The 13,922-nt window shown below is 48.2% G+C and carries 16 protein-coding genes; 8 read left to right on the forward strand and 8 right to left on the reverse strand.

The window, feature by feature from the left end; translation table 11 throughout:
- Position 1: 1 nt before the first annotated feature.
- The 4 genes from hemC to L5462_RS06375 all read left to right on the forward strand — a co-directional run bounded on the left by hemC (position 2) and on the right by L5462_RS06375 (position 3,691).
- The gene (gene hemC, locus L5462_RS06360; RefSeq protein ID WP_237779950.1) at positions 2 to 871 is read left to right on the forward strand and encodes a hydroxymethylbilane synthase; all 870 of its coding nucleotides are present in this window, start codon (positions 2 to 4) and stop codon (positions 869 to 871) included.
- Positions 868 to 1,824, forward strand: a complete 957-nt coding sequence (locus tag L5462_RS06365) for a Gfo/Idh/MocA family protein (RefSeq protein WP_237779951.1) — start codon at positions 868 to 870, stop codon at positions 1,822 to 1,824. Before hemC ends, L5462_RS06365 begins: the two co-directional genes overlap by 4 nt.
- A gap of 10 nt (positions 1,825 to 1,834) precedes the next feature.
- A complete protein-coding gene (locus tag L5462_RS06370) occupies positions 1,835 to 2,443 on the forward strand; it encodes an orotate phosphoribosyltransferase-like protein (RefSeq protein ID WP_013296081.1) in 609 nt (202 codons plus the stop codon).
- Between the two features lie 357 nt (positions 2,444 to 2,800).
- Positions 2,801 to 3,691, forward strand: a complete 891-nt coding sequence (locus tag L5462_RS06375) for a UbiA family prenyltransferase (protein ID WP_237779952.1) — start codon at positions 2,801 to 2,803, stop codon at positions 3,689 to 3,691.
- A gap of 4 nt (positions 3,692 to 3,695) precedes the next feature.
- Here L5462_RS06375 and prf1 read toward each other — a convergent pair whose 3' ends face one another.
- Entirely contained in the window at positions 3,696 to 4,919 is a 1,224-nt protein-coding gene (gene prf1, locus L5462_RS06380) for a peptide chain release factor aRF-1 (protein ID WP_237779953.1), read from the reverse strand.
- Between the two features lie 153 nt (positions 4,920 to 5,072).
- Here prf1 and pyrH point away from each other — a divergent pair, with 153 nt between their 5' ends.
- Both pyrH and L5462_RS06390 read left to right on the forward strand, forming a co-directional pair.
- Entirely contained in the window at positions 5,073 to 5,747 is a 675-nt protein-coding gene (pyrH, locus tag L5462_RS06385; protein WP_237779954.1) for a UMP kinase, read from the forward strand.
- Positions 5,748 to 5,789: 42 nt separating this feature from the next.
- Entirely contained in the window at positions 5,790 to 5,978 is a 189-nt protein-coding gene (locus L5462_RS06390; RefSeq protein WP_237779955.1) for a DUF2116 family Zn-ribbon domain-containing protein, read from the forward strand.
- Positions 5,979 to 5,997: 19 nt separating this feature from the next.
- Here the strand turns inward: L5462_RS06390 and L5462_RS06395 are convergent, their stop codons facing one another.
- Complete coding sequence (locus L5462_RS06395; protein WP_237779956.1) at positions 5,998 to 6,477, reverse strand: DUF308 domain-containing protein; 480 nt, start codon at positions 6,475 to 6,477, stop codon at positions 5,998 to 6,000.
- A 117-nt stretch (positions 6,478 to 6,594) separates the two neighbouring features.
- A complete protein-coding gene (locus L5462_RS06400; RefSeq protein WP_237779957.1) occupies positions 6,595 to 7,395 on the reverse strand; it encodes a sulfite exporter TauE/SafE family protein in 801 nt (266 codons plus the stop codon).
- 86 nt (positions 7,396 to 7,481) lie between these two features.
- Between L5462_RS06400 and L5462_RS06405 the strand changes: the two genes are divergently transcribed.
- Both L5462_RS06405 and L5462_RS06410 read left to right on the forward strand, forming a co-directional pair.
- The gene (locus tag L5462_RS06405) at positions 7,482 to 8,465 is read left to right on the forward strand and encodes a hypothetical protein (protein ID WP_237779958.1); all 984 of its coding nucleotides are present in this window, start codon (positions 7,482 to 7,484) and stop codon (positions 8,463 to 8,465) included.
- Positions 8,466 to 8,478: 13 nt separating this feature from the next.
- Positions 8,479 to 10,233, forward strand: coding sequence for an MJ1255/VC2487 family glycosyltransferase (locus L5462_RS06410; protein WP_237779959.1), 1,755 nt, complete (start codon positions 8,479 to 8,481; stop codon positions 10,231 to 10,233).
- Positions 10,234 to 10,521: 288 nt separating this feature from the next.
- On the opposite strand, the gene L5462_RS06415 is transcribed toward L5462_RS06410, so the two are convergent.
- From L5462_RS06415 to L5462_RS06435, 5 genes are all read right to left on the reverse strand, one after another.
- Positions 10,522 to 11,454, reverse strand: coding sequence for a transcription initiation factor IIB (locus L5462_RS06415; RefSeq protein ID WP_237779960.1), 933 nt, complete (start codon positions 11,452 to 11,454; stop codon positions 10,522 to 10,524).
- Positions 11,451 to 11,729 (reverse strand): Gar1/Naf1 family protein, encoded by a 279-nt coding sequence (locus L5462_RS06420; protein ID WP_237779961.1) that lies wholly within the window; start codon positions 11,727 to 11,729, stop codon positions 11,451 to 11,453. The genes L5462_RS06415 and L5462_RS06420 overlap by 4 nt, the downstream gene beginning before the upstream one ends.
- A gap of 113 nt (positions 11,730 to 11,842) precedes the next feature.
- A complete protein-coding gene (locus L5462_RS06425) occupies positions 11,843 to 12,898 on the reverse strand; it encodes a UPF0104 family protein (protein ID WP_237779962.1) in 1,056 nt (351 codons plus the stop codon).
- A gap of 9 nt (positions 12,899 to 12,907) precedes the next feature.
- The gene (locus tag L5462_RS06430) at positions 12,908 to 13,567 is read right to left on the reverse strand and encodes an RraA family protein (RefSeq protein WP_237779963.1); all 660 of its coding nucleotides are present in this window, start codon (positions 13,565 to 13,567) and stop codon (positions 12,908 to 12,910) included.
- 4 nt (positions 13,568 to 13,571) lie between these two features.
- On the reverse strand, positions 13,572 to 13,865 hold the full coding sequence (locus tag L5462_RS06435) for a DUF211 domain-containing protein (protein ID WP_013296094.1): 294 nt from the start codon (positions 13,863 to 13,865) through the stop codon (positions 13,572 to 13,574).
- Positions 13,866 to 13,922 lie beyond the last annotated feature (57 nt).

Below are 13,922 nucleotides of genomic sequence, written 5' to 3' on the forward strand. Positions count from 1 at the left end.
ATTGATAGCTGGAACAAGGGGGAGTCGCCTGGCACTGGTTCAGACAGACCACGTCATTGATATGCTCAGAGAAATCTGCGATGAAAGAATCGAAAGAAAGATCATAAAAACAAAGGGTGACAGGATAAAGGATTCCCAGCTTTACAGTATGGACTCAAGGGGCCTCTTCACAAGGGAGCTTGACATTGCAGTCCTTGAGGAGGAGGTTGACCTTGCAGTTCACAGCCTCAAGGACGTCCCCAGTGACCTTGACCCTGAACTTGTGATTGCAGCTGTACCCCCAAGGGAATCCCCGAATGAAGTTCTTGTATCCCGTTTTGACTGGGATAAGCTTCCCCCTAGTGCTAAACTTGGAACCAGCAGTCTCCGGAGGGAAGCATTCTGCAATCATCACCAAAAAAATTTTAAGATGGAGCCCCTAAGAGGAAATATAGATACTAGGATAAGAAAGGTGATGGAAGGAGAGGTCCATGCAACCATAATGGCCGAGGCAGGTTTAAAGCGTCTCGGACTTGAAGATTACATTAAAAAAAGATTCACGCTGGAATACTTCACACCCGCCGCTGGGCAGGGGGCTCTGGCGGTTATAACAAGGAGGGACAGCGAATTAAGGGAATCAATTGAGAGGATAACCCATTACCCCTCCCAGCAGGAAGTCACAGCCGAGAAGGCTCTCCTCAGGGAACTGGGTGCAGGGTGCCAGTGCCCACTTGGGGTTATAGCAAGGGCCTCTGATGGAGAGATCAACCTCTACGCTGTTCTTCTAACAAGAGATGGTGAGATACTCAAAAGAGTTAACGTTAAGGGATCTGTTGATAAAGCAGAGGACATCGGTAAAAAAGCTGCCAAAGAAATGGAGGATTATATTTGAGAAAGATAAATGTGGGTGTAATCGGCGTTGGAGCCATGGGTTACAACCATGCCAGGGTTTACTACAGACTTAAAAATGCGAATCTTATGGCCGTATCCGACATCATGAAGGGAACACTCCAGAAGGTTGCCAACAAGTACGATGCTGTCGGGTATGTGGACTACGAGAACCTCCTCGAGATACCGGAGATAGATGTTGTCAGTGTCTGCGTGCCAACCACCCACCATTACCGTGTGGTTATGGACGCCCTCGAACATGATAAACACGTTCTTGTGGAAAAGCCCATTGCATTCACACTTGAAGAGGCCAAGGAGATGGTGAAAACAGCACGCAGGAAGGGTTTGAAGCTGGGGACAGGACATGTTGAAAGGTTCAACCCGGCTGTTCAGAAGGCGAAGGAGTTAATTGAAAATGATGTGATAGGGGACGTGGTTTCTGCATCTGCAAAGAGGGTAGGCCCATTCCCCCCAAGGATAAAGGATGTTGGTGTCACCATTGACCTGGCGATACATGACCTTGATGTAATGCACTACCTCTTCAGCGAACCCGTGGCAGAGGTATACGCGGTCATGGGCAGCATACTCGAGAAGTGTGAGTATGAGGACCATGCTGAGATAATGACAAAGTTCAGAAGCGGAATCACAGGGATGCTTGAGGTTAACTGGCTCACCCCCTACAAGAGGAGGAAGCTTGCCATCACAGGAACAGATGGTATAATAAACGTTGACTATATCGATCAGAAGCTGGACGTGTACGGGAAGTTCGCCCAGGACATACAGATCAAACATGAGGAACCCCTCAGGAATGAAATCAAATCATTCCTCTCATCGGTTATCAACGATGAGGAGCCTGAGATAACCGGTGAGGACGGCATATATGCCCTTAGAACTGTACTTGCAGCCATGAAATCTGCGAGGGAACACAGGCCCGTGAAACTTAACGGTGATATTTGAGGTGCTTGTAATGGAAAATGAACTTATAAAGAAGGCCCGGGAACTTAGAAAAAGGGGTTTTACTACAGGGGAAATTGCAGATGAACTGAACGTATCAAAGGATACTGCCAGGTGGCTGACGCTTCAGACTGCCAGTTCAGTTTCCCCAAAGGAGGTCCCTGTGGATTTTGCCATCAACTGGGAGAGCCTCGGCGGCAGTTCATCCCGTATGAGATATGTTTCGGCTGCAATGGCAGACATGGCACTCAAGTATGGTGTTGCAGATGTTGTGCTTGGTATAGCCATAAGCGGCATACCATTCGCCACCCTCATGGCCGATGTTATGGGGGCTGAGACGGGTCTTGAAACATCCCTTGCAGTCTTCCACCCTGTGAAACACAGGAAGGATGAGGGGGCGGAGGGCGCCATTAGCAGCAACTTTGCAAAGGTTAAGGGTAAGAGGGTTGTGGTTGTTGATGACGTGATAACCAGCGGGAGGACCATAGGTGAGGTTGTAAGGGTCCTCAGGGAACAGGGAGCCAAACCCCTGGCGGTCACCGTCCTCATAGATAAGAAGGGGATCTCAGAGGTTGATGGTGTACCGGTCGAGTCACTCATAAGGGTCAGCAGGCTTGGCTGATAACCACTTCAATTTCATTATCCCTAACCTACTGATAAACACAAACAAATCCCGAAAGACTTTTCTTTTCTTAAAAGCCTGAAATCATATTCTAAAAACCTTCATCTGTTTTTCTAATGCATTTAACCTTTTAACTGGTTTTAAACCTTAGAATATTATCCCATCCAGGTAGATGTGTTCTCCAGACACCGGTATGCTGAACTCCATTTTTTTAATATATTCAGTGCTCTGCCCAGCACTAAACGACCGGATTAGATGATCAATTAAAAGATTACCAGAATCCCATCTAATTTTAAATTATCCTTCCAGATAAATCGGCGGATACCGATAAGATTTCATTTAAACATAGTTAATACTATGTCAGGTCATGTATATGAAACCGGTTTTCTTGAAAACGTCAAAATTTTAAGGGAATTATTTTCAGCCCTGAAAAAACTGTTCATCTATGGTGGAATTCTTCCGGCGCTCTGGGGACCATCACTTCTTCTGGCATCTTCCGCCCTTCTTAAAAGACAGTGCAGCCCCATAACCGCATTGATATCCTTCATGCTCCCCCTCACGGTGTACGCCTACGACTACCTTGCAGATTCCAAGGTCGACTCGTTCACAGATCCCGGGAGATCCCATTTCAGCCAGCGATGGGGTAAATCGATTATTGCAGTCTGTACAGCGATACTTATCCTTCTCCTTGGCATATGCAGGGATCCGTTCATGGTAGCCCTCACGGTGATCCTCCTGACAGCAGGGATCCTCTACACAGGGTTCTTCAAGAACCTCACAAAAAGGATCACAGGCTTTAAAAACATCTACCTGGGCCTTATATGGAGTTCATGGACAGTTCTACCGGCAGCTCCCTGTGCCCTCACAGCATCGAATCTCCTGGTGTTCACCTTCATCTTCCTGAAGGTATACGTGAACACAGCCTTCAGTGACTATAAGGATGTTGAATCAGACAGGCTGCAGGGACTCAGAACACTTCCTGCAGTTTACGGGGAAAATGGGAGTTCTCTGATTCTGCAGGTTATAAACGCCGCTGGCGCGGTTATTCTGTGTACGGGTATCCTCCTTGGACTCGTACCTGTAAGCGGTGCAGCTGCAGTTATCCTTGCCCTCTACACCTGCCTTTACCTGCACCTGAAGGGGGAGATGGATATAAAAAGAGCCACACTCATTGCAGACCTGGAGGGCCCCCTTCACCTAATACTCATCCTGGGATCATTTAATGTGCCGTTTCAGTTAACCCCCTGAAGGCTCAGGGGCGGTACCTCAGTATAGCCCCTATACCACCAAAGGCCCTGAGGAGCTGCATCCCCTCCTCTGTCTCTGTGGATATTATCTCAACCTCGGTTCCAACCTCCTCAGCCATCTCAACCAGGTCATCGATCATATCCCTTCTGTCTGAGAGCCTCATCTGATCGTTACATGATGGACAGGTTTCAGTGTCTGGCAGGTCCTTACCTGTCTTTTCCATGCTGTGCCCACACGATGCGCACTCGTAGGTTCCCCTCTGATATTTGAGGTCCTCTGAGAGCAGTAGAACCTCAACTGCACCCATCTGTAGGTGCTGGCGGACTTCCCTTTCACCATATGATGCAAGGCCATCCTCGTTTATGAGTTCCCTAAGGAAGCGCTGGACCAGTTTCTTCTCCCTCATCACATCAATTTCACTCAGGACATCCATGGACTTGTCGATAACCTCCCTGATACCGAATTCCCCTGTGTATGATGTGTCCACCGTCGTTATGACCTTCTTCTTGAGTTCATGGTGAAGGTAGTCCCCGTTTAGAAACTCCTCCTTTGTGTGACCAGGGCCCCCGAGTATGATGCCCTTGAGGTCCTCTATCTGGAGGAAGGCCTCGTTCATGTGTTCCCCTATCCTCTTAAGGAACTCATGGGCTGCGAGGTCTATGAGACGGTCGAACCTCCTCTGGGACTGACCACCTGCCTTGTGCTTACCTGGCACACCACTTGTGAGGGTCTTGAGGATGTCTATCCTCTTACCCCTGAGGGTTGCGATGGTTGCCTCCTTCCTGTCAAGAACAGCCAGTCCATAGGTCTCCTTCTCCTCAAGCATCTCCCTAAGGGGCTCAAGGTAGAACTCTGAGTTACAGTGGTATATGTAGGTCTTTATGGGTTCTGGTGACTCGAAGACGTAGGTTTCCATCTTCTCTGTGCCGGGGCCTCCCCTGGGAACCATTCCCACAAACATCACAAGGCCCTTCTCGGGTGGTCTGGGGAAAAGCTTCAGCCTCTGCATTATAACTTCAATTGCTGACTGCACATTCTTCTTGGTCTGCTTGCTCTTGATGTTGGCGCTCTGGCTCAGTTCCTCCCTCATATGCTTTGCAACGTCACTGATCTGCCTGTCGGGGGGTATGTATACCGATACGAGCTCTGTCCCCCTTCCCCTCTTATCTGAGAGTTCCTGGAGGGTTCTCTTGAATTCGAAAAGCTCCTTTGATGATGGTTCACTCACTATGAATCACTCCTCATGAAAATGATAAAATAAACTGTAACTGTATATGGGGCGGGGTAATTATAAAGTTTACTGGATGCTGGGAGAAAAGATATAAGTGGATTCAGTCATAACTGGAAAGGAAGAGTCAACTAATTTTCGCGGTGGATCGTTATGAGAATTGTTATTACCATTGGAGGATCAATCCTGATAAGTGAATTCACACATGAAATGTTCAGGGCATACGCCGATATTCTTAATTCACTTAGGAATGAACATGAACTGTTTGTGGTTGTGGGTGGTGGCAGGCCTGCCCGTGATTATATAGGGGTTGCAAGGAAGCTGGGGGCCGGGGAGGCCCAGTGCGATGATATAGGAATTGATGTCACAAGGTTGAATGCCCGGATCCTGATAACAGCCCTGGGTGAAAGTGCGTACCCATCTGTACCTGAAAACTTCAGGGAGGCTGTCAGGTTTGCAGCGTCGGGCAGAATAGTGGTGATGGGTGGTACGGAGCCTGCCCACAGCACCGACGCGGTTGGGGCGATACTGGCCGAAACCGTTGGAGCAGACCTCATGATAAACCTCACATCGGTTGATGGTTTCTATGACAGGGACCCCCAGAAGCACCCTGATGCGAGGTTCTACCCTGAGATCAGCGCCAGTGAGATGCTGGAGCACCTCAGCGAATCCGATGTTAAGGCCGGCACCTACGAGTTCTTTGACCATACAGCCCTGAAGATGATAAAGAGGTCAGGGATAAAGACCATCATAGCCAATGGTAGTGACCCTGAAAACCTGCTGAGGGCAATGGATGGTGGGATAGGAACCACTGTTATCCCAGAATAAACATAGAAGATTAAATTCATCAATCAAATGGAGGTAAAGAGAATGGTTGAACCGCACAAGCACTGTCCTGTATGCAGCACCCCCATACCCATGGATGAGGTGACCTGTTCAGAGAGGTGCCAGGAGATCCTATCAAAAAATCAGCAGAGGGTGAGGAGAACAAGGACAATCTTCTACCTTATATTCGCGCTTTTCATTGTGGTGTGGGTTGTTCTCTCAATAAGAAGGTAGGTGATTTTTTTAGGGTGGCTCACGGTGACCTCAGCACCGCCACCCCATAAACCACAAGTATAAGACCAACTGCAACACCCACAAAGACCGCGCTGAATGAGAGCGCCCCCATGAGGATGTATATGACACCCAGGATGGCGCTTATTATGCCAGCATTTCTTTTCAGGTAACTCTGGGAGTCTGCTGCAAGTATCAGTATAGCTGCAACAAGCAGGAGGATGCCTGTAACGTAAAGCCATACCCCGGCAAGTTGATTTATGAGGAAGACCCTGAAAACAAGCATGAGACCAACTGCAAGTGTTATAACAGCAAATATCATCCAGAGTATCCCCACCTCCATGTACTTCCTGGCCATGATGGCATTTGCAAGCATCCACACGCCAAGACCCGAGAGCAAAAGGCCCGTGAGTATAGTTATGGCTGTTACACCCGAGATCGGAGATACAAGAAATACAATACCAAGAATAACCGAGAGGAGACCCATCCATTTTTTCAGCATCATCTCACCAGCCTATTATTATGTTCATCTGATTTTATATATTTTATGAAATTTCACCTGATTTTTACATAAACTGGAGATCACCCTGGCCCATGACAGGGAGAGGGCCATGTAAACCTAAAGGATCATCCTGAAGCCTGTGACAAGGAGCAGGGCTATGAAGAGGTACCTTATGTACCTCACGTCAACCCTGTGGGCCGCCATAACACCGAGACGTGATGCCGGGACGCTCATGAATGCAATTGCCGTGAACTGGACCAGGTTAACGTATCCCACAGAAAACTGTCCCCCGGGTCCGCTCAGGAGATAGGAGACTGTTCCTGATGCTGCGGTCATCGCAATCACAACCGAAGATGTCCCTACAGCTTCAAGCACATCAAAACCTCCAACCAGCACGAGGAGGGGTACGAGGACCACCCCACCACCGATGCCAAGGAGACCTGAAAGGAAACCAGCGACGAAACCCAGTGGAATGGATGCATTCCTCCTCCCATGGGAGGGTGAAATCCTGGACGACAGAATGAGCTGCAGTGAAACAAGAATCAGAAGCAATCCGAATACCACCCTGAGGATCCCTGCAGGTGATGAGGTGGCAGTTAAGACCCCCAGGATGCTTCCACAGGCACCCAGAGCCCCCATGGGTATGGCTCTGCCTGCATCAACACAGCCCCTCCTGTAATGTGAGTAAGCCCCTGTGAGGGCAGCTGGCAGGATAACTGCAAGGCTGGTTGCAAAGGCCGTCCTTATTGCAATATCAGGTGGTGTGCCTGAGGACTCCATTAGAAAGAAGAGTACAGGAGCTATTATGAAGCCTCCCCCAACACCCAGGAGGCCCGTGGCAAGTCCGGCCACTATGCCTGTAAGAAGAAGTGCCGTAATATAGAATACAGGATCCATGTTATAACCTGATGTATCCATTCATCAGCATTGCCGCGATTAATTTATAAGTGACAAGATCCATATCTCTCCCTGCTAATTAAATTAATTTCTTCTGGTGAATAACTTTGAGATCAGACAGATTCATGGCAGCCGGCATAATCTTCATTGCACTGGCAATCACACTCTTCACCACAGACATCCTCGACCCGATAATAACACCCTTAACACACGTATTCCTCATGGGTTCCTCAGAGGGCAAGGATGTGATATTCTTCACCATAATGGGGACCATGTTCATCCTTGCGCCCCTCTTCAGGGAGGGTGGAATTTTTGGTCCTGAAGGCCCTGATAAGAACACCTACCTCTACACCTCGGCGATCATAGCACTTGTAACCTACCTCACGGGCCTCGCAGTTGAGGTGGCACTCCGCCTTAAAATGAATGTATCACCATTCACGACCTTCATATCAATGAGTCCGGCTGCCTCAACGAGCCTGACCCACTCCCATATATTCAAGGCAAGCCTAAGCCCCCTCACCGGGCTTGTAGTGCCTGCCTCATCAGGTATCCACATCGGTTCATCACTGGCAGGTCACATCCCATTCCTTCTGCCAGTTACAATCACCTCCATCACACTGATATACATCCTTGGGCTTCTATCAACAGGTGACAGAAGGGATTTCCATGTGGCGATAGTCATATTCGCCACAGCATCAACCATAATAGGCATAATAGACGGGGGTCTCTTCTCAACCCCAGCACTTGTCGGGCTATCAGGGATTATAGGTATGAGCGCCCTCAGGGTCCCCTTCAGCCCGGGAAACCTTAAAATCCCGGCCCTCATAATAGCCTCACTGGTTGTTCTGAGGGTGCTCCTTGGGATCCTGGGGTCAGTGCCCGGATACTATGAGGTTACCATCCTTGAGCCATCAGGCACCCCCAACCTTGAGGGACTCACTGTTCTCTCAGAGGAGAGAAAGGGTGATATGCTGATACTGAGGCTTTCACCGGAGCAGAACGAGATGGTGCTCCTTGATAGGTTAACCCGTCGCCTTGATGGCAGATGCAGCGGGTTCTTCATGACATGGAACTTCTTTTCATTCTTCTGAAGGAGGATAAGGGATGAAACTCAGTATAATCATACCTACATACAATGAGGAGGAATATCTACCGGCGCTGCTTGAGAGCATAAGGGAACAGGACTTCACAGACTACGAGGTTATAGTGGCAGATGCAAACTCTGAGGATAATACAATAAAAATTGCAGAAGAGTACGGCTGCAGGGTGGTTGAGGGTGGAATGCCCGCAACCGGAAGGAACCGGGGGGCTGAGGTCGCCAGGGGAGAACTCCTCCTCTTCCTGGATGCTGACCTTGTCCTCACCGACGGGTACCTCAGGGATGCTGTGGAGGAATTCGAATCAGAGAACCTGGGAATTGCCATAACCCAGATGATACCCCTCTCAACCAGAAGGCGTGATAAGATACTCCACGAATTCGCGAACAGATTCATGATACTCGTTGAATCCATTAAACCCCATGGGGCAGGCTGCTACGGAATACTGACCCGCAAGGAACTCCATGAAAGGGTCGGTGGTTTCGATGAGTCCCTTGACTTCGGGGAGGATACCGACTACATTGAGCGCATAGGTAAGATAAGCAGGTTCAGGGTTCTGAGGAAACCCAGGGTTCTGGTATCCATAAGGAGGCTTGAAAAGGAGGGCCTCAGAAACCTGGCATTCAAGTACACAAAGAGCACAGTATATGACTTCATGGGGAAGAAGGTGAGTGCAGAAGACCTCAAATATGAATTTGGGCACTCTAAGAAGAAGAGGGTGCTCTACTCCGTCTGCGGTGAGGGGATGGGACACGCCATAAGGAGTGGGGTGATCCTGGACAAGCTCACAGAGGACCATGATGTCCTCATATTTGCAAGTGACCGTGCCTACAGGTACCTGAGCAGCAAATTCGATAATGTCCATGAGATATACGGCTTCAACACTGTCTATGAGGATAACAGTGTAAATGACATCAAAACATTCGTAAAGGCCATGAAAACGTTCCCAAGGGACCTCAAGGAGAACCTCAAGCTTCTCTACAGGATAGCAAGAGATTTCAGACCGGATGTTGTGGTTTCTGACTTTGAGTTCTATGCCAGTGTCATAAGCAACATGCTCAGGATACCCCTAATAAGCATAGACAACATGCACGTCATAACCCAGTGCAGGATAGAGTACCCTGAGAAATTCAGGCGGGACAAGATCAAGGCCGCGGCTGTTGTGAGGTCATTCATTGTAAGGCCCAGACGATACCTCATAACCAGTTACTTCTTCCCTGAGGTTAAAAATCCCAAGAAGGTATCAATGTATCCCCCTGTCCTGAGGGAGGAGATAATGAATCTTGATCCTTACTATGGGGATCATGTGCTGGTATACCAGACCAGCAGGTCAAACAGGAGGCTCATTGAGATCCTGAAAAGTATAGACAGGGACTTCATCGTATACGGCTTTGACAGGGAGGAAGTGGATGGCAACCTCACCTTCAGGAGATTCAATGAGGACCGGTTCTTCAGGGACTTTGAGTCTGCGGCTGCGGTTATAACAAACGGCGGCTTCACCCTGATAAGTGAGGCCCTCTACCTCAGAAAGCCAGTCTACAGTGTTCCTGTTAAGGGACAGTTCGAGCAGATACTCAACGCGTTATACCTTGAGAAGCTGGGTTACGGCGAATTCCATGAGGAGACAGAAAGGGAGACTCTTGAGGGGTTCCTTGGGCGGCTTGACGTCTACAGACGGAACCTTGAGGATTATGATGGGGGTAACAATGAGATAATAGATGCCCTTAAGAGGGCAATAGATGAGTGCTCAAGGGGATGTTAAACCGCAGAACCGTTTCTGAAGGTTCTTTTAGCAGTTTTTCTCATTTTTAAAGGTCCGATAAATTTGAGAAAAATAGAATATTGTAGCTTCTATTTGAAAATCCATGATTTCAGAACTGTATGAAGAATAAGAAACAATTCATTCTGAATTTCGTAGCTTCTATTTGAAAATCCATGATTTCAGAACTGTATGAAGAATATAAGAAACAATTCATTCTGAATTTCACCCAAAAACAGTGCAAAAGAGAGATCCTGATATAAAACTCATTAAAAATTGTTCCTGGTGTAACTAGAGTGTCACACCAAGATCAAGCTGCTCTGTGAGCTCCTTGTACCTGTTCCTTATTGTCACCTCGGTTACACCTGCAACCTCTGCAACGTCCCTCTGGGTCTTGCGCTCCCCAAGGAGGACCGATGCGATGTATAGGGCTGCTGCTGCAACACCGGTGGGGCCCCTACCTGATGTGAGACCGTTCTTCATTGCCATCTCTATGATCTCAATGGCCTTGGACTGGACCTCCCCTGAGAGGCCAAGTTCACTTGCAAACCTTGGCACGTAGTCAACGGGGGATGTTGGCGGCAGCTTTATATTGAGTTCCCTTGTTAAGAACCTGTAGGTCCTTCCAACCTCCTTCTTGCTGACCCTTGAGACCTCCGCAATCTCATCAAGTGTTCTGGGAACGTTGCAACTTCTGCATGCCGCGTAGAGTGACGCTGCAACGACTCTCTCAATGCTTCTTCCCCTGATGAGTTTGTTTTCAACTGCCCTCCTGTAGACCATTGATGCGGCTTCCCTGACGCTTCTTGGGAGTCCCAGTCTTGAGGAGTCACGGTCGAGTTCACTCAGGGCAAATGCGAGGTTCCTCTCTGTTGCCCCTGAGATCCTTATCTTCCTCTGCCACTTCCTGAGGCGGTACCACTGGGCCCTGTTCCGTGCGGGGATGTCCCTTCCGTATATGTCCTTGTTTCTCCAGTCTATCATTGTTGATAGACCCTTGTCGTGTATGGTGTAGGTTATGGGTGCCCCCACTCTTGTCCTCTTGTCACGCTGTTCATGGTCGAAGGCCCTCCATTCTGGACCCATGTCAACCAGGTTATCGTCTATGACAAGACCACACTTTCCACATACTATTTCAGCCCTTTCGTAGTCGCCCCTGAGATCCTCGGAGCCGCACTCAGGGCATTTTGTTTCCTTCTCTATTTCAGAAACATCAGACCTCATTTTTTCCTTCGTTTCCTTCGCCCCCATTTTTTCACATTCTTTATACCCACGTATAAAGTCTCTCCAGCTCGGTTCTCAAACTTTTTAGGTTTTATTGCACGAACTGGTTTTACTGATATGTATGGATTTCGTGTTGGACCGAAGATATCGTGCACTTTTCCTATCATTCTCCCTTCAGAAGTAAAAACGGGTGCTCCAAGCTGCGGTGTTCTGGTGGAACGTACTATTATTCTTCCCTTGCTGGAGACATGTGAAATATTCCCTAAGCTCTTCATAATTCACCGAAAATTTTATATAGTGTACTCTTTACCTACTAGTATATAAATGTTTCGATAATTTTATATTAAAACAGTGTTTGATGTACAGGGATGTGCACGGTTTTCTTGAGTTAATCCCCAGGGGCCATTATGTATCTACCATAATACAGCGCCGCAAGAAAACCTATCATGGTTGGTGCAAAGTAACTTGCGATCCTATCAACCACACTGGCAGCCATGACATAATCAGCCCCTATCCCTGCAACAGCGAATAGGCCCACAAGTATACCCTCCCTTAGTCCAAGGGATCCTGGTAGAAGTGGTAAAAGTGATATCAGGATCCCCACGGTGTAGATTATTATAAGGGGTACTGCAGGTGGTGAAACCCCAACCGCCAGGAAGCAAACATAGAGGCGGCAAACATCAAGGGCCCACATTCCAAGCGAAACAAAAAAACCCGCTATAAAGACCCTCTTATCAGTTATCGCTGTTGAAAAGCCCTCACTGAACCTGTTTATATAGAATATGACCCTCTCATGTATTCTGGAGAAACTGATATCACCCTTCCTGAACCTTGAAACCCACTCCACAGCTCTTCTCACAACAGAAAGCGCAAGCCTCTGGGCAATATCCCGGTTCATCCCGGCATAAATTGCAGCTGAGAAAAATGCGATTGTGAAAAAGATGAGAACACTCACAACAACCCTCGTCCAGATGGATATGCTCCATGTCATGATGAGGACCGCTGAGAGAATTGATATAACCGCAAAGGGTATGAATTCAAAGACCCTGTCTGCTGTTGACGATGCAAAGCCGATCTCAAATGGCGTCCCCTCAACCTCCCGCAGGAGGTATGCCCTCAGTGGCTCGCCACCTGCGGCCCCTGGTGTTATGTTGTTACCGAAGATACTTGCAAAAAGAAGCATCATGAGCCTGGGAAACGATGGAGCATCGTCAACCAGGTTCAGTATAAGCCTCCATCTCACCGTCCACAGCACAAGTATGAGTGCCTCCAGAAGAAAGTTCACCGCAAGAAAATAGGGGCTGGTCCTCTCAAGGGCCCTCAGAATATCCCCAAAACCTGCAAATAATCCTATGATGAATATGAGGACAGCAACAGCAATGAAGGAGAGAATTATGGTACGCTTATTCTCCCCTATGTAAGCAAAAACGTCCCTCTCTCCCATGAAAACCCACTACTTCAATCCAAGAATCTCAGAAAGCTTGAAGCCCTCATCAAGCTTCTCTTTGATGGATGATTCCTTCTTTCTGATTTCCATTGCGGCGCGAACAACGTCAGGTACAAACTCTGCGGGAACAACAACCACTCCAGATTCATCTCCAAATATGAGGTCTCCACTCTCAATTCTGACACCATCGCACTCAAGGGTCACGTTCAGCCTGCCCTCTGCGAGCGGTTCCCCCGCGCATGGGACATAATCCCTGGAGAATACCGGGAAGTCAAGTTCAAGAAGGGCATCCATATCCCTGCAGGATCCATAGATCACAGCACCTGCTATGCCCTTGGCCATGGCGGTTTTTGATGTGAGCTCCCCCCAGACAGCCATATCATCGCCATCAGTCCCTATAAAAACAACATCACCTTTACCTGCAGCTTCTATGGCCATTACAGAGGTCCCCCAGTCACTGCTTGATGTGCTTGCGGTAACAGCCCATCCGCAGAGTCTGAGGTTGTTAACGGGCTTTATGGAGGGTATAACCCCATTTATACCGGCCACCGCCTTTAGTGCATCTGAAACCTGGGGGGCCGATATGTCAGAAAGAAGCCTCAGGGGATCCCCTGGGCTGCGGAAACTTCTCAGGCGTTCAATGGGTTTTATGCCTTTTATGGCCATATAATCAATCCTGGGGAGTTGTAACCTCTTCTACCATGGTTTTTCCAGCTACAACTTCGTCAACGCTGTGAATGGAGCCCCCATAACTCTCAATGGCCCTTGTTATCTCATCAAAATCGAGGTCGTTTCCCTGAATCGTAACCTTGATGTTCTCTGTCTCCTTATCGATCTCCATGAGGGTTATGTTAACACCCTCAACGCCCCTGAGTTCACTCAGGTACTTGGCATATTCAGGTATTATGGGTTCGTGTGGTTTGAGTATATCCAGAACAATTCTTATAAGGCCCTTAGCCACCATCTTTCCTCCATGATTCTTTAAAATGATATGGGTATTATGATAGAAACGATATTTAAA

Source organism: Methanothermobacter sp. K4, from assembly GCF_022014235.1.
Taxonomy (GTDB): Archaea; Methanobacteriota; Methanobacteria; order Methanobacteriales; family Methanothermobacteraceae; genus Methanothermobacter.